The 14,662-nt window shown below is 71.5% G+C and carries 17 protein-coding genes; 7 read left to right on the top strand and 10 right to left on the bottom strand.

The window, feature by feature from the left end; all coding sequences use genetic code 11:
* Positions 1-12: 12 nt before the first annotated feature.
* Together ACZ7CH_RS30900 and ACZ7CH_RS30895 are read left to right on the top strand one after the other, a co-directional pair.
* Positions 13-996: a zinc-dependent alcohol dehydrogenase gene (locus ACZ7CH_RS30900; RefSeq protein ID WP_360398012.1), complete on the top strand. Its 984-nt coding sequence runs from the start codon at positions 13-15 to the stop codon at positions 994-996.
* On the top strand, positions 983-1,675 hold the full coding sequence (locus ACZ7CH_RS30895) for a creatininase family protein (protein ID WP_360398010.1): 693 nt from the start codon (positions 983-985) through the stop codon (positions 1,673-1,675). The genes ACZ7CH_RS30900 and ACZ7CH_RS30895 overlap by 14 nt, the downstream gene beginning before the upstream one ends.
* Here the strand turns inward: ACZ7CH_RS30895 and ACZ7CH_RS30890 are convergent.
* The 4 genes from ACZ7CH_RS30890 to ACZ7CH_RS30875 are packed head-to-tail and all read right to left on the bottom strand — an operon-like array spanning position 1,589 to position 4,689.
* Complete coding sequence (locus tag ACZ7CH_RS30890; protein ID WP_470375551.1) at positions 1,589-2,551, bottom strand: lysylphosphatidylglycerol synthase transmembrane domain-containing protein; 963 nt, start codon at positions 2,549-2,551, stop codon at positions 1,589-1,591. The two genes, ACZ7CH_RS30895 and ACZ7CH_RS30890, sit on opposite strands and share 87 nt — an antisense overlap.
* Positions 2,551-3,333, bottom strand: coding sequence for a class I SAM-dependent methyltransferase (locus ACZ7CH_RS30885; protein WP_470375550.1), 783 nt, complete (start codon positions 3,331-3,333; stop codon positions 2,551-2,553). Before ACZ7CH_RS30885 ends, ACZ7CH_RS30890 begins: the two co-directional genes overlap by 1 nt.
* Complete coding sequence (locus ACZ7CH_RS30880; protein ID WP_470375549.1) at positions 3,330-4,301, bottom strand: glycosyltransferase family 4 protein; 972 nt, start codon at positions 4,299-4,301, stop codon at positions 3,330-3,332. Before ACZ7CH_RS30880 ends, ACZ7CH_RS30885 begins: the two co-directional genes overlap by 4 nt.
* Positions 4,279-4,689, bottom strand: coding sequence for a 6-pyruvoyl trahydropterin synthase family protein (locus ACZ7CH_RS30875; protein ID WP_360398258.1), 411 nt, complete (start codon positions 4,687-4,689; stop codon positions 4,279-4,281). The genes ACZ7CH_RS30880 and ACZ7CH_RS30875 overlap by 23 nt, the downstream gene beginning before the upstream one ends.
* Before the next feature lie 75 nt (positions 4,690-4,764).
* On the opposite strand from ACZ7CH_RS30875, the gene ribA reads away from it, so the two are divergent.
* Positions 4,765-5,415 (top strand): GTP cyclohydrolase II, encoded by a 651-nt coding sequence (ribA, locus tag ACZ7CH_RS30870; RefSeq protein WP_458434176.1) that lies wholly within the window; start codon positions 4,765-4,767, stop codon positions 5,413-5,415.
* A 42-nt stretch (positions 5,416-5,457) separates the two neighbouring features.
* Here ribA and ACZ7CH_RS30865 read toward each other — a convergent pair whose 3' ends face one another.
* The 3 genes from ACZ7CH_RS30865 to ACZ7CH_RS30855 are packed head-to-tail and all read right to left on the bottom strand — an operon-like array spanning position 5,458 to position 7,045.
* Positions 5,458-6,402, bottom strand: a complete 945-nt coding sequence (locus ACZ7CH_RS30865; RefSeq protein ID WP_470375548.1) for an NAD(P)-dependent alcohol dehydrogenase — start codon at positions 6,400-6,402, stop codon at positions 5,458-5,460.
* Positions 6,399-6,623 carry a helix-turn-helix transcriptional regulator gene (locus tag ACZ7CH_RS30860; RefSeq protein WP_360397998.1) on the bottom strand — a complete coding sequence of 75 codons (225 nt, stop codon included), beginning with the start codon at positions 6,621-6,623 and terminating at the stop codon, positions 6,399-6,401. Before ACZ7CH_RS30860 ends, ACZ7CH_RS30865 begins: the two co-directional genes overlap by 4 nt.
* The gene (locus ACZ7CH_RS30855; protein ID WP_360397996.1) at positions 6,620-7,045 is read right to left on the bottom strand and encodes a hypothetical protein; all 426 of its coding nucleotides are present in this window, start codon (positions 7,043-7,045) and stop codon (positions 6,620-6,622) included. The genes ACZ7CH_RS30860 and ACZ7CH_RS30855 overlap by 4 nt, the downstream gene beginning before the upstream one ends.
* Positions 7,046-7,213: 168 nt before the next feature.
* Here ACZ7CH_RS30855 and ACZ7CH_RS30850 point away from each other — a divergent pair, with 168 nt between their 5' ends.
* Positions 7,214-8,080, top strand: coding sequence for a serine hydrolase (locus ACZ7CH_RS30850; protein WP_470375547.1), 867 nt, complete (start codon positions 7,214-7,216; stop codon positions 8,078-8,080).
* On the opposite strand, the gene ACZ7CH_RS30845 is transcribed toward ACZ7CH_RS30850, so the two are convergent.
* Complete coding sequence (locus tag ACZ7CH_RS30845; protein ID WP_470375642.1) at positions 8,077-8,409, bottom strand: MmcQ/YjbR family DNA-binding protein; 333 nt, start codon at positions 8,407-8,409, stop codon at positions 8,077-8,079. The genes ACZ7CH_RS30850 and ACZ7CH_RS30845 overlap by 4 nt on opposite strands.
* An 85-nt stretch (positions 8,410-8,494) precedes the next feature.
* The gene (locus ACZ7CH_RS30840; RefSeq protein ID WP_470371376.1) at positions 8,495-9,385 is read right to left on the bottom strand and encodes a DMT family transporter; all 891 of its coding nucleotides are present in this window, start codon (positions 9,383-9,385) and stop codon (positions 8,495-8,497) included.
* Between the two features lie 43 nt (positions 9,386-9,428).
* On the opposite strand from ACZ7CH_RS30840, the gene ACZ7CH_RS30835 reads away from it, so the two are divergent.
* Genes ACZ7CH_RS30835 through katG form a run of 3 tightly spaced genes read left to right on the top strand, consistent with a single transcriptional unit; the run spans position 9,429 to position 13,545 of the window.
* Positions 9,429-10,793, top strand: a complete 1,365-nt coding sequence (locus ACZ7CH_RS30835) for an aminotransferase-like domain-containing protein (RefSeq protein ID WP_360397990.1) — start codon at positions 9,429-9,431, stop codon at positions 10,791-10,793.
* A gap of 37 nt (positions 10,794-10,830) precedes the next feature.
* A complete protein-coding gene (locus tag ACZ7CH_RS30830; protein WP_360397988.1) occupies positions 10,831-11,265 on the top strand; it encodes a Fur family transcriptional regulator in 435 nt (144 codons plus the stop codon).
* An 18-nt stretch (positions 11,266-11,283) separates the two neighbouring features.
* Entirely contained in the window at positions 11,284-13,545 is a 2,262-nt protein-coding gene (katG, locus tag ACZ7CH_RS30825; RefSeq protein ID WP_458434182.1) for a catalase/peroxidase HPI, read from the top strand.
* A 62-nt stretch (positions 13,546-13,607) separates the two neighbouring features.
* On the opposite strand, the gene ACZ7CH_RS30820 is transcribed toward katG, so the two are convergent.
* A complete protein-coding gene (locus ACZ7CH_RS30820) occupies positions 13,608-14,645 on the bottom strand; it encodes a DUF6461 domain-containing protein (RefSeq protein ID WP_470375546.1) in 1,038 nt (345 codons plus the stop codon).
* Positions 14,646-14,662 lie beyond the last annotated feature (17 nt).

The raw sequence follows: 14,662 nt of genomic DNA, 5'->3' as shown, positions 1-14,662 counted from the left end.
GAGGTGTTGTGAGTGACACGTACGGCGGATGCCTTTTGGCTCAATGAGTCCGGAAAAGGGGAGGTTCGGCCGGTCGAGCTGGCCGGACCGGGTCCGGGTGAGGTCGAGGTGCGCACGCTGTTCTCGGGGGTCAGCCGGGGCACGGAGACGCTCGTGCACCGCGGCGGGGTGCCGGAGAACCAGTACGCCACGATGCGGGCCCCCTTCCAGGACGGTGACTTCCCGTGGCCGGTCAAGTACGGGTACCTCAACGTGGGCGTCGTCGAACACGGACCGGCGGACCTGCGCGGGCGGACGGTGTTCTGCCTCTATCCACACCAGACCCGTTACGTGGTCCCGGAATCCGCGGTCACCCCGGTGCCGGACGGCGTTCCCGCCGCTCGCGCGGTGCTCGCGGGGACCGTGGAGACGGCCGTGAACGCCGTGTGGGACGCACGCCCGTTGATCGGCGACCGGATCGCGGTGGTCGGCGGTGGCATGGTCGGGTCGAGCATCGCGGCGGTGCTCGCGACGTTCCCCGGCGCGCGGGTCGAGCTCGTCGACGCCGACCCCGGCCGCGAGTCGGTCGCCCGGCGGCTCGGGGTCGGGTTCGCGCTGCCGGACGCCGCTCTCGACGGCTGTGACCTCGTCTTCCACGCGAGCGCGACGGAAGCCGGGCTCACCACGGCGTTGAACCTGCTCGCACCGGAGGGCCGGGTGATCGAGCTGAGCTGGTACGGCGACCGGCGCGTCGCCGTGCCGCTGGGCGAGTTCTTCCACTCGAAGCGGCTCACGATCCGCAGCAGCCAGGTCGGCGTGGTCGGCCGGCCCGACCGGTCGTACGCCGAGCGCATGGCGCTCGCCCTGGACCTGCTCGCCGACGAGCGGTTCGACGCGCTGATCACGGGTTCCAGCGCGTTCGAGGAGCTGCCCGAGGTCATGCCGAAACTGGCCGCCGGGGAGATTCCTGCGCTGTGCCACCGGATTGACTACGGTCGGGGCCATGTTCCCCAGTGACACCACCGCCGACGTCCGCGGGCAGCGCGTGGCCGTGCTCCCGGTCGGCAGCACCGAGCAGCACGGCCCGTTCCTGCCGCTGGCCACGGACGCGGTGATCGCCTGGACGATCGCGTCGAGGATCGCCGAGGCGTACGACGTCCGGCTGCTCGCGCCGGTCCAGTTCTCCTGCTCACAGGAGCACGCCGACTGGCCGGGGACCGTCAGCATCTCCGCGCGCACGCTGGTGTCACTGGTCACGGACATCGCGGACTCGTTGCGGCACAACGGGGTGGAGCACCTCGTGCTGGTGAACGCGCACGGCGGCAACTACGTGCTGTCGAACGTGGTGCAGGAGTCGACCGGGATGGCGCTGTTCCCCGGCCGCGACGACTGGGCGTTCGCGCGGGAGAAGGCGGGCATCGAGACCTCGGCGTACAGCGACATGCACGCGGGTGAGCTGGAGACCTCGATCCTGTTGCACGCCCACCCCGATCTGGTCCGTCCCGGCTTCGAGTCCGCCGACCACCTCGCGGAGGACCGGCGGCACATGCTCACCCTGGGCCTGAGGCCGTACACGTCCTCCGGTGTCGTCGGGCGGCCGTCACTGGCCTCAGCGCGCAAGGGCGAGCTGGTGCTCGCGGGGCTGGTCGAGTCGTTCCGGCACCACCTCGACCTGGCCGACGGCCTTGCGCCGTGAGGTGAGCAGGACGACCGCGCCGGGCAGGCTCGCGACGAGGGCGAGCACGCCGTAGACGATGCCGGTGGTGAACCCCTGCTGGGCGCCCAGCCCGGCGGCGCCGAACGCCACCGCGAGGAACGCCTCGCGCGGGCCGAACCCGCCGATGTTGACCGGGATCGCCATCACCAGCAGCGCGACGACCACGACCGGAGCGAGCTGCGTGACCGTGGCGTCCGACCCGGCGGCGCGAGCGGCGACGAGGAACAGCGCGACGTACCCGGCGACCGCTCCGGCGGAGAGCACGACGACCGCGGGCCAGGTCTTGAGCGACAGCAGCCGGATGCCGTCCGCGAGCGTGTCGACCAGCACCCTCTTGACCGGTCCGACGTGCCAGCCGAGGACGGCGAGCGCGGCCAGGCCGGTGAGCACGACGGCGACCGTGGTCACGTCCGGTGCGAAGCCGAGGCCGGGGGCGGGGTGGGTGAGGAACACCGCGACCCCGATCCCGATCAGCACGAACTGGCCAGCGAACCGTTCGAAGAACACGGCGCGCACGCCCCGTCCCACGTCACCGGACTCGCGCCCGTGGTGCACCGCGCGGTGCACGTCGCCGAGAACGCCCGCGGGCAGCACGGCGTTGACGAGCTGAGCGCGGTAGTAGTCGCCGACCGCGGTCCGCACGGTCAGCGGCAGGCCGAGGCGGCGCGCGACGAGCACCCAGCGACCCGCGCTGAGCAGCGTCGTCGCGAACCCGATCGCGAGGGCTGCGGCGACGGAGAACGCGTCGATCGCGCGCAGCCCGTCGAGGAACGCCCCGGTGCCCAGGCGCAGGCCCAGCCCCACGAGGATCGCCACCGCCACCAGCAGGCGGAGCCATGGCCAGAAACGTTTCATCACACAGCTCCAGGTAGGGCCAGCAGGTCGACGTGGTGGACCACCGCGGAGGCCTCCGACCTGCGGCGCAGGTACTCGGACGCGGCCGGGGCGAGTGCGGGTTCCTGCTCGACCGCCGCAGCGACCCAGCCCCTGAGCCATTCCCGCTGCAGGGCGTCACCACGCGTGCGCCACGGGCTCTGCGCCGTCCGCACCACCGCCCCGAGCGCCGCGAACGCCTCCTGCGCGGCGGCCGGTGCGTCCGGCCCGAGCAGCGCGCGCCCGTCCACCACCCGCCGCTGGTGCGCGTTGAACGCGTCCTGGAAGGCGGCGTCGAGCGGCTCGGCCGGGTCGAACTCGACCCGGCCGGCCACCGAGAGCGTGAACAAGGCGGGCACATGTGCTCCTACGCAGGCCGCGGCCAGAGCGTTCACCTCGGCGGCGGTGAGCAGGTCGAGCAGCGCGGAGCAGGTGACCAGGTCGGCACCCGCGAGGTCGGCGGCGGTGAGCGCGGTGAGGTCGCCCTCCCGCGTCTCGGCGGTGACGTTCTCGACGGCGTTCATGCTCGCCCGCGCAAGGCCGAGCAGCCGGGGGTCGCGGTCGTGCAGCACCCAGTGCTGCTGCACGCCGTCGAGCTTCCCTGCGAGCCACCGGCCCATCGATCCCGTTCCACACCCCAGGTCACGGATCGTCAGCGGGGTTCGGTTCACCCGAGTTCCGCGGAACACGTCCACGAGCTCCGTCGAACGTGCGCGTGCGTCGGCGGTTTCCCGCAGTGCCAGCCATTCCGGCGCGAAGGTCATGGCCGCAGACTAGCCAGCACCCTCCGCAGGCCCTGCGCAGATTCGTCCCAAGTGGACAGATGAGCCCTTCTGGACCGCGCCCTGCGCCGGAGCTCCGCGCGGAACCGGTGATCTTCGAACCAGCGCGTCAGTGCAGCTGCGAAGGCGTTTTCGTCTCCCGGCGGGAGGAGCAGCCCGCCGGTGCCGAGCGCGTCCGGGACGGCGCTCGCGATGACCGGCAGGCCGTGCGCGAGGGCCTCGGTGACGACCATGCCCCAGGTCTCGTTCCTGCTCGCCAGCACGAACAGGTCGGCGTTGACGTAGGCGCTGGTCAGTGCCTCGCCGGTGAGCGGTCCGGGGAAGCTGACGCGGTCGTCGCGCGGGATCTGGTGCAGGAACGGGCGGTGCGGGCCCACACACGTCAGCCGCCAGTCGTGGTTCGTCCTCTGCAACGCTCTGACCAGGACGTCCTGGCCCTTGCGCGGTGTGATCGACGCGACGCAGAGCAGGTTCGTCTTGCCGTCCGTGCCGGTGGCCGGCGGCGCCGGGTCCGCGCCCGGGACGACGACGTGGACGTGCTCCAGCCCATGCCTGGTCTTGATGTCACGCGCCGCCGTCGGACTGGTCGCGATGACAGTTGCGGCGGCGTGCAGGACCTGTCGTTCCCGCTCGTTCAGGTCGTGCGCGGTCATCGGGTCGAGACCGGTCTCATCGGCCAACGGCAGGTGCACGAGCACGGCGAGCCGCAGCCGCCGTGCGTGCGGCACGACCACTTCGGGCACACCGCAGCTCACCAGTCCGTCGAGGAGGACCACCTCCCCGTCCGGAACGCCCGCAAGCGCTTGCTCAAGCGCTCCGCTGTCACGCGGACGCGGCCAGTCACCAGCGACGGCAATCTTGTGCAGGCCGTCGCCGACCCGGAGGTCGTAGACGTTGCCGCCGCTGGGACTGCCCGGATCGGCGACGTCAGCCGGCAGTACGAAGTGCACGTTCGTAGCTCGCCCACGCCACGTGCGACTCGTGGAGTGTGACGGTGATCCCATCGATGCCGTGAGCGCCCTCACCGAGCGCCCCCGCCGCGATGGCGTCGGCGAGCTGGTCGGCGATGTGCTTCGCGAGCCACTCCGTCGACGTGTTGATGCCCGCGAACTGCGGTTCTTCGTCGAGGTTGCGGTAGTTGAACGCGGCCAGGACCTTGCCCAGCTCCTGGGTGGCGAGTCCGATGTCGACGACGATGTTGTCGGCGTCGAGCTCAGCCCGTTTGAACGTTGCGTCCACCAGGAACGTTGCTCCGTGCAGACGTTGTGCCGGACCGAAGACCTCGCCGCGGAAGCTGTGGGCGATCATCACGTGATCGCGGACGGTGATGCTGAACAGGATGACCTCCGCTGTGCGGCCGGGTTACGGTGCGACGTCAGGCCCGAGCGTAGTTGACCGCCCGGGAGGAACCTGGTGACGAGGGGACCCGAGATGTTCGAGCAGGCCTTCACCGACGAAGACGTGGCGGAGTCCGACCTGGTGACCCGCCGCGGCACCTTCCGCGCGATCGCCTTCCGCGCGGACGGCCACGAACACATGGCACTCGTCTACGGCAGGACGAAGCTGCGCGAGAACGTCCTCGTCCGCATCCACTCCGAGTGCATGACCGGTGACATCTTCGGGGCCATGCGCTGCGAGTGCGGCGAACAACTCGACGCCGCGCTGAACACCATCGTCCGCGAGGGCAGCGGCGTGCTGGTTTACCTGCGTGGCCACGAAGGCCGCGGAATCGGTTTGGTGGCAAAGGTCCGCACCCACGTGCTGCAGGACGCCGGCATGGACACCCTCGACTCGGCCACCTCACTCGGCCTGCCCGTCGACGTCCGCGACTACTCCCCCGCCGCCCGCGTGCTGCGGCACCTGCGCGTGCGGTCCGTCCGCCTGATGTCCAACAACCCCGACAAGATCGCGGCCCTGGAGGACAACGGCATCGAGGTCGCCGCCCGCGTGCCGCTGCTGATGCCGCCCAACCCGCACAACATCGCGTACCTGACGGCGAAGCGGGACCGGCTCGGGCACGACCTGCCGCAGGTCGACTCGTTCACGCTGCCGCACGCGCGGTGAACATGCGCGACGGCACCGCGTGACCACCGGCGGGATCGGCGGTCAGATCGTGACGACGACCTTGCCGGGTGACCGTCGCGAGTGGACGTGCTCGATCGCCTCGACCGCCGCCGCCAACGGGAAGGTGCGGCCGACGGCCGGTCTGACGTGGCCCGCCTCGACGAGCACGCGGAGCTCCTCGAAGACGTCGGCGCGTTCCGCGGAGGCCAGCGCGACGAGCTTCTGCGGGACGAACGCGTTCAGCGCCATGGCCCGCAGCGACCGGTCGAACCCGCCGAACAGCGGTTCGGCCGTCTCGGAACCGACGATCACCACCGTGCCGTGCCGTCCCACCGCCTTGCGCAGCCGGGACAGCGAACGGTGCCCGCCGCAGTCCAGCACCAGGTCGTAGGTTCCGGTGAAGTCCGCGACCGTGTAGTCCACGACTTCGTGCGCGCCCAACGAGCGCACCAGCTCCGCCTTGCCCGTGCTGCACACACCCGTGACGTGCGCGCCGAGTGACCGGGCGATCTGCACGCCGTACGACCCGACGCCACCACCGGCGCCCAGCACCAGGACCCGCTGGCCCGGTTGGACCGAGCGCAGGCCCTGCACCGCGGTCCCGCCCGAGATCGGCAGGGCGGCCGCCTCCGTGAACGAGAGCCCCGCAGGTTTGCGCGCCAGCCGGGAGACGGGGGCGACGGCGTACTCGGCGTAGGCGCCGTCGCAGGTGCCGAACACCTCGTCGCCGACGGCGAACCCGGTCACGCCGGGGCCGGCCGCCGCGACCACACCGGACACGTCCCTGCCCGGCACCGGCGACTTCGGGCCGCGGAACCCGAACCCGATGACGCGCACCAGGTGGGGCCGGCCGGTGAGCAGGTGCCAGGTGCCCATGTCGACCCCCGCCGCCCGCACCTCCAGCAGCACCTCACCCCGCCCCGGCACCGGCACGTCCAGGTCACCGAACACCGCCGACCCGTATCTTCGCTGCACAACGGCTTTCACGTCGTCTCCTCCTCCGGGTACTGGAACACCTCTTCGAGCGGGACCCCGAACACGCGCGCTATCCGGAACGCGACCTCCAGCGAGGGCGAGTACCGCCCCTGTTCGACGGCGATCAGCGTCTGCCGGGTCACGCCGATCGCCGCGGCGAGGTCGGCCTGCGTCATCTCGCCGTGCGCGAACCGCAGCGCGCGGATGGAGTTCGTGACCTTCGTGGGCTTCACAGCACGCCCTGCCGGTAGGCGCCGAGCTTCGCCGCGGAGCCGAGCACCGCCGACAGCACGAAACCCAGGTACAGCACGTTCGCGATCCAGAAGTGCGGCGCTTCCACCATGGCGAGCACCAGCGCGGACATCCCGCCGATGACCACGAACGACTGGCCCACGTGGTCACCGAACCGGCCGATCTCCCGGTCCCGTTCGTCGACCTGGAGCCCGCCCTCGCGCCGGGACGCGATCCCGAACCAGATGCCCGCCACGATGCCGGCGACGATCCCCGACCCGATCGTCCACAACGCCGCGCCGACGTACGGCGCTTCGGCCAACGGCCGTCCATCGGCACCTGTCAGCACCAGCACCACGTACACCGCGTACCCGACCAGGGCGACGATCCCCATGGCCCACGCGCGCTTCTCCTCCACCGCCACGGTCCCGCTCCTGATGTCAAAGAAACCTGACATCATCAAGGTAAAACGAACCCGACACCGTGTCAAACATCTTTGACTCGAAGTCGGGTTCAGCCACAAAACGCGCAGATCGGACGGTCTGCCGTCCGGCGGTCGACGCCACCTGGCCGGGTGTCTAGGGTGCGGCTCATGCTCCGGCCGATCCTCGTTGCGTGCGCGCTCGCCCTGACGGCCTGCGGCGCCGCCGTGACGGCCGAGACCCCGCTCCCCGCTCCCCCGACCGGCGCCGCCCACACCCCTGCCGCGGCGCCGCTCGTGGCCACGCCCCCGGCGTGCCCGCTGCCCGACAGCGGCTTCGAATGCGCGTTCCAGCAGCGCATCCAGGCCGCTCAGCAGTACGCCGAGACCCGGCCCGGCACCGTCGGCATCGTCCTGCGCGACCGTGAGAAAGGTGTGGTCTGGCGCAACGACCACGCCGGTGACGAGGTGTGGACGGCCTCGACCATCAAGCTCGCGATGGCCGTGAACCTGCTCGAACGCCACCGCGCCGGCAAGATCCGCCTGAGCAGCGAAGACCGCCGCCTGATGACGGCGATGCTGCACAGCTCCGACGACGACGCGACCGACGCGCTGTGGAAGCGCTACAGCGGCACGACCTTCAACGCCGCGTTCCCCCGGTACGGCATGACCGGCCTCGTCGCCCAACGCGGCTACACGAGCGCGTTCCCCTACTGGGGCTTTGAGAAGTGCACCGCCGACGACCTGGACCGCCTGGTCAACCACGTCCTCGACCAGGTGAACCCGGATGACCGCGCCTACCTCGTCGAGCAGATGCGCGGCGTCGGCCCCGAACAGCAGTGGGGCGTCTGGGGCCCCGACTCCGGTGTGAAGAACGGCTGGTCGGAGGAGGACAGCGGCTGGGTGATGAACTCCGTCGGCTTCGTCGGCCCCGGCCAGCGGTACACGCTGGCCATCATGAACGACCTCGGCCGCGAGGGCGGCTACGACGAGGGCCGCGCCACCGACACGGAGATCACCCGCATCCTGTTCCGCTAGCCCGCGCGGACACCGCCCGCGAGGTCGGGGACCTGCGCGACCAGCTCCTCCGGCGCGGACAGCCGCCACGCCTCGAAGACCAGCTCGGCCAGCTCGTCGGCCTCGACGCCCTCCAGGTGCACCACGACCCAGCCGAAGCCGCCCGAGGTGAACTGCACCTCGAACACGTCCGGGCGTTCGGCGACCAGCGCCTGCTGCTCGGACAGCGTCTGCCGCAGACCGGCGGTCCGCGTGCGCGGCCAGTAGTAGCCGAACACCTTGCCCCGCACGCGGAAGGTGTCGTACTGCTGCCCCTGCGAGCGGTGCGCCTCGGTGAGCGCGCCCGCGATGTCCAGGAACTCGTCCGGTGTAGCCACTGCCGACCCCCAAAGCCGAAGGGGTGCAGTATAGGGCCGCGGTACGACACCCAGGCGGTCAGCGCACGGCCGGCTCCGGCACGGACTTCGTTGACACCACACGGCTTCGTTGCGTCAGCACCACGCACACGAGCACCACGGCGGCGGTCACGAGCGCGGGCCAGCCGACCGGTTCGCCGAGCACCAGCGCGGCCCAGCCCAGCGACAGCACCGGCTGCGCCAGCTGGAGCTGGCCGATCTTCGCGACACCGCCCGCGGCCATCGCGGCGTACCAGGCGACGAAACCGAGGAACATCGAAACCGTTGTCACGTAACCGAAGTTGAACCACACGGTGCCGGTGGCACGGGAGAAGTCCGCTGTGCACAGCGTGACCGGGATGGTCACGGGCAGCGCGACGACCAGCGCCCAGCAGATCGTGCGGGCGCCGCCGAGCTCGCGGGACAACGCGCCGCCTTCCGCGTAGCCGAGGCCGCACACCACAACCGCGATCAGCAGGTACGCGTCGGCGGTGCCGAACGACCCGGAGAAACCACCGCCGGCCGCCAGGAACGCAAGCACGGCGAGCAGGCCAGCGCCGCTGGAGAGCCAGAACGCGACGGGTGGGCGTTCGTGGGCGCGCAGGACGGCCCAGATCGCGGTCGACATGGGCAGCACGGCGATGACGACGGCGCCGTGCGCGGAGGTCTGCGTGGTGAGGGCCAGGGACGTGAAGAGCGGGAAGCCGACGACGATGCCGGCGGCGACCACGGCGAGACGGCGCACCTGCGCCCTCGACGGCAGCGGCGCACGCGATAACGCGAGGTAGCCGATCGCGAGCAGGGCGGCACCGGCGGCACGGCCGAACGCGACGAACCACGGGTCGAGTCCCTGCACGGCCAGCCGGGTCGCGGGCAACGAGTAGCTGAAGCCCAGCACGGCGAGTGCGCCGAGCGTTACCCCCGGAGGCACGATAACGTTACTCTTGGCTCTCATGAATGAGGATAACGCAGCGATGCGCGTTATCGAGGACCTGAGGGCGGCGGCACGGTCAGGGCGCGCGGGCGACCGGATGCCGTCGGTGCGCGAGCTGATGGCGCGGCACCGGGCGTCGCCGGCGACCGTGCAGCAGGCCATCCAGCGCGTCGCGGCCGAAGGGCTCGTCGAGGTCCGGCCGGGCCGCGGCAGCTTCGTCGCCGCACGCGCGAGCGGGCCGGGCGGGCAGGACCTGTCGTGGCAGTCCGTGGCGCTGGGCGAGGGACGGCCGGGCGAGGACCTGGTGGCGAACCTGGTCGCGGTGCCGAGGCCCGAGGTCATCCAGCTCTCCAGCGGGTACCTCGACCCGGACCTGCAACCCGTGGAGGCGCTCGGCGCCGCGCTCACCAGGGCCGCGCGCCGGCCGGCCGCGTGGGGGCGGGTGCCGGTCGAGGGCAGGGAGGAGCTGCGCGCCTGGTTCGCCAGGGAGGCGGGCGGCGAGCTCAGGGCGGGCGACATGACGGTGTGCGCGGGCGCCCAGGAAGCGCTCGCCACGGTGTTCCGCGGGCTCGGCGGACGGGGTGACACGGTGCTCGTCGAGTCGCCCACCTACCTCGGGGCCATCGCGGCGGCCAGGGACGCGGGGCTGAAGGTCGTGCCGGTGCCCGCCGACGCGGACGGGGTGCGCCCGGACCTGCTCCAGGCCGCTTTCGCGCACACGGGCGCCAAGCTCTTCTACTGCCAGCCGTTGCACGCGAACCCGCACGGCGGCGTGCTGTCCGCCGAACGACGGCCCGAGGTCATGCGGATCGTGGCCGCGGCCGGGGCGTTCCTGGTCGAGGACGACTGGGCGCGCGGCTTCACCGTCGACGGCACGGCGCCGCCCACACTGGCCTCGCAGGACACCGACGGCCACGTCGTGCACGTCCGCTCGCTGACCAAGATCGCCGCACCGGGGCTGCGGGTCGCGGCGATCGGCGCGCGCGGACCGGCCGGGCGGCGGCTGCGGACCACCCGGTCGCGGCAGGACCTGTACGTCGCGGGACCGTTGCAGGAGGCGGCGATCGACTTCGTGACGTCCCCGGCGTGGCGGCGGCACCTGCGCTCGCTCCAGCAGTCGCTGCGGTCGAGGCGGGACGCCCTGCGGACCGCGCTCGCCACGCACCTGCCCGACTTCACGGTCGCGCCCTCGTCGGGCGGCTTGCACCTGTGGGTGGGGTTGCCGGAGGGGCTCGACGACGTGGAGCTGACGACCGCCGCCGCAGCCCGTGACGTGGTGGTCTTCCCCGGACGGCCGTGGTTCGCGGCTGAACCGCCCGGCAACTTCCTGCGTTTGACCTACGGGGGCGCACCGGAGCACGCGCTGGTCGAGGGCGTCCGGCGATTGTCTGACATCACTCAATAACTTGACTCATTCCAGAAAAGCGGGCAGGGTGGCGTTCGTGCCCACGGCTTCCGAATTCGAGCGCATGTTGCGCGGGGCGTCACTGCGGGTGACGGCTCCGCGGATGGCTGTGCTGTCCGCGGTGCACACCCACCCGCACGCCGACACGGACTCGATCATCGGTGTCGTGCGCCAGAACCTCGGCGCGGTCTCCCACCAGGCCGTGTACGACGTGCTCCGCGCGCTGACCGGAGCAGGACTGCTGCGGCGGATCGAGCCGCAGGGATCGGTAGCGCGCTACGAGGCCCGCGTCGGGGACAACCACCACCACGTCGTATGCCGTTCCTGCGGCGCCATCGCCGACGTCGACTGCGCCGTCGGCCACGCGCCGTGCATGGACGCGTCCGACGACCACGGTTTCGTCATCGACGAGGCCGAGGTCATCTACTGGGGCACCTGCCCCGAGTGCACGACCGCCGCGAAGAGTTCCTGAACACCCGGAAGGATTCCTGTGTCAGACAGCACTGACGCCAAGGTGAGCGAGCTGAACGAGGAGGAGGCCGGCGGCTGTCCCGTCGCGCACAGCCGGCGCAGCCACCCCACCGAGGGCGGTGGCAACCGCGACTGGTGGCCCAAGCAGCTCAACCTGCGGATCCTGCGCAAGCACCCCGTGCAGGCCAACCCGATGGGCGGGGACTTCGACTACGCGAAGGAGTTCCTGACCGTCGACCTCGACGAGCTGGCGCGTGACGTCGACGCCGTGCTCACCGAGTCGAAGGACTGGTGGCCGGCCGACTTCGGCCACTACGGCCCGTTCATGATCCGCATGGCGTGGCACAGCGCCGGCACCTACCGCACGCACGACGGCCGCGGTGGCGCGGGCGCGGGCATGCAGCGCTTCGCCCCGCTGAACAGCTGGCCGGACAACGGCAACCTGGACAAGGCCCGCCGCATCCTGTGGCCGGTCAAGAAGAAGTGGGGCCGCAGGGTCTCGTGGGCCGACCTGATGATCTTCACGGGCAACCGCGCGCTGGAGACCATGGGCTTCCAGACCTTCGGCTTCGCCGGTGGCCGCGCGGACGTGTGGGAGCCGGACGAGGACGTCTACTGGGGCCCGGAGACCGAGTGGCTCGGCGGCGACACCCGTTACAGCGGTGAGCGCGACCTGGAGTCCCCGCTGGCCGCGGTCCAGATGGGTCTGATCTACGTCAACCCCGAGGGCCCGAACAGCAACCCGGACCCGTTAGCCGCCGCCCGCGACATCCGCGAGACGTTCGGCCGCATGGGCATGAACGACGAGGAGACCGTCGCGCTGATCGCCGGTGGCCACACCTTCGGCAAGGCGCACGGTGCCGGTGACCCGTCGCTCGTCGGCGCCGAGCCCGAGGGCTCGCTGATGGACGCGCAGGGCTTCGGCTGGATCAGCACGCACGGCACCGGCAAGGGCCGCGACGCCATCACCTCGGGCCTCGAGGTGACCTGGACGCAGCAGCCGACCAAGTGGACGAACCTGTTCTTCAAGAACCTGTTCGAGTTCGAGTGGGAGCTCACCAAGTCCCCGGCCGGCGCCCACCAGTGGAAGCCGAAGGGCGACGCGGGCGCCAACACCGTGCCCGACCCCGAGGACGGCACGCTCAACCGCCAGCCGATGATGTTGACCACGGACCTCTCGCTGCGGGTCGACCCGGTCTACGAGCCGATCTCGCGCCGGTTCGCCGAGGACCACGAGGCGTTCGCCGAGGCGTTCTCGCGTGCGTGGTTCAAGCTGACCCACCGCGACATGGGCCCGATCCAGCGCTACCTCGGCCCGCAGGTGCCGCAGGAGGAGCTGCTCTGGCAGGACCGCGTGCCGGTCCGCGACCACGAGCTGATCTCCGCCGAGGACGTCGCCGCGCTCAAGGCGAAGGTCCTGGAGACCGGCCTGTCCGTCTCGCAGCTGGTCAAGACCGCGTGGGCCTCGGCCTCCACGTTCCGCCAGAGCGACAAGCGCGGTGGCGCCAACGGTGCCCGCATCCGCCTAGAGCCGCAGCGCGGCTGGGAGGTCAACGAGCCCGACCAGCTCGCGCAGGTCCTGCGCACGCTGGAAGGCGTGCAGGAGGCCTTCAACAGCTCCGCGACCGGCGGCAAGAAGGTCTCGCTGGCCGACCTGATCGTCCTCGGCGGTGCCGCGGCGATCGAGCAGGCCGCCAAGGCCGCCGGCCGCGACGTCGAGGTCCCGTTCCTCGCCGGCCGCACCGACGCCACGCAGGAGCAGACCGACGCCGAGTCGTTCGCCGTGCTGGAGCCCAAGGTCGACGGTTTCCGCAACTTCGGCAGCAAGGCCAACCCGCTGCCGTCGGAGTACCTGCTGATCGACAAGGCCAACCTGCTCGGCCTCTCCGCGCCGGAGCTGACCGTGCTGGTCGGCGGCCTGCGCGTGCTCGGCGCGAACCACGGCGGCTCGACGGCCGGTGTGCTCACCGCCAAGCCGGAGACGCTGACCAACGACTTCTTCGTCAACCTGCTCGACATGGAGACGGAGTGGAAGTCGGTCACCGAGGACGAGGAGAACTTCGAGGGCCGCGAGCGCGCCACCGGCGCGGTGCGCTGGACCGCGACCCGCAACGACCTCGTGTTCGGCTCGAACTCCGAGCTGCGCGCCGTGGCCGAGGTCTACGCCAGTGACGACGCCGCCGACAAGTTCGTCGCCGACTTCGTCGCCGCGTGGAACAAGGTCATGAACGCGGACCGCTACGACGTCCACGAGGGTGTCACCCAGCCCGAGAACGGCTGATCGTTCCCACCACACCCGGTGCCCCCGGCCGACTCCGGCCGGGGGCACCGGCGTGTCCGGGGTCAGCCGGCGTGCTGCGGCGGCACCCGAGGCCGTGGATGCCGCAACCGCAGCGCCCGGTGGGCGTTGTAGCGGGCGCCGGCCAGCGCCGCGAGCGGGTCGTCCGCCCGGAGTGCGACGACAGCGGCCCGTGTGTGGGCCCGCGCCTCGACCTCGCGTTCCGCCACGGGTTCGGTGTCGCGCTGACGGACCGCGGCCTGGAGGCGGGCGACCGGGTCGAGGTCCGGGTCCGGTGGTGCGGCGCGGTCCCAGCGCAGCTCCATGACCCGTCGGTAGTCCCGCAGCACGTCGTCGGCCGTGGCCTCGGGTTTGACATCCGCCGCCGCGCAGGCGGTGCGCGCGACCTCCTCGGCCGCGGCGCGGACCTCGGCCTCCCGCGCGGTGGTTGCCCACGCCAGCAGGCCGGGTTCGTTGACGTCGAGCCACTGTCTCGGATCGCTGGGCCGGAACCGCCGCAGGTCGACGACCACGGACGCGAAGTGCGGTCCGGCCGCCCACTGCTCGGTGAGCCGCACGCCCGACACCCGTTCCACGAACGCGAGCGACTCCGCGCACATGCGGTGCGCGTCGTCGAACTCCAGGCCTTCCAGGTACGGCACGAGCGCGGCGGGCCGTTCCTGCCGCAGGACGAAGTCGAACGCCCCGAGCAGCTCACCGTCGTGCGCGAGGCTCAAATTGCTGACCAGATTGACGTTCCAGAACGCCGAGGCCGCCACCGTGCCGGTGGACAGGCGTTCCAGCACCTCCCGATCCGCACCGTGCCACCCGTTGTCCTCGACCAGCAGCACCCAGCCGTCCACCTCGTCGGCGAGGACCACCGGCAGCTCGTCGGGGTGAGCGCCACCGGAGCGCGCGTTCACCTCGACCAGGTCGGCCCTGCGTTCGCCGGGGAGGCCGTCGAAGCGGCGCAGGGCCTCGCCGACGGACAGGCCGCGCACCGCGGTGAGGCAAAGCGCATCGGACGGCAGCAGGCCGCAGGACAGCACCCGGTCGTAGTGGTCGGTCGCGTCGGCGCGGACCACCGGCTCTGGCAACGACATGGGAGCCACGCTGGCAC

The sequence above is a fragment of the Lentzea sp. NPDC037011 genome (assembly GCF_055607425.1).
This window is presented reverse-complemented; position numbering and strand designations above follow the sequence as displayed.

Coding starts and splice junctions, on each gene's coding strand:
- ACZ7CH_RS30820 (WP_470375546.1), bottom strand. CDS start 14,645: ATGTCGTTGCCAGAGCCGGTGGTCCGCGCCGACGCGACCGACCACTAC.
- ACZ7CH_RS30890 (WP_470375551.1), bottom strand. CDS start 2,551: ATGAAACGTTTCTGGCCATGGCTCCGCCTGCTGGTGGCGGTGGCGATC.
- ACZ7CH_RS30885 (WP_470375550.1), bottom strand. CDS start 3,333: ATGACCTTCGCGCCGGAATGGCTGGCACTGCGGGAAACCGCCGACGCA.
- ACZ7CH_RS30835 (WP_360397990.1), top strand. CDS start 9,429: ATGCGCGTTATCGAGGACCTGAGGGCGGCGGCACGGTCAGGGCGCGCG.
- ACZ7CH_RS30850 (WP_470375547.1), top strand. CDS start 7,214: ATGCTCCGGCCGATCCTCGTTGCGTGCGCGCTCGCCCTGACGGCCTGC.
- ACZ7CH_RS30895 (WP_360398010.1), top strand. CDS start 983: ATGTTCCCCAGTGACACCACCGCCGACGTCCGCGGGCAGCGCGTGGCC.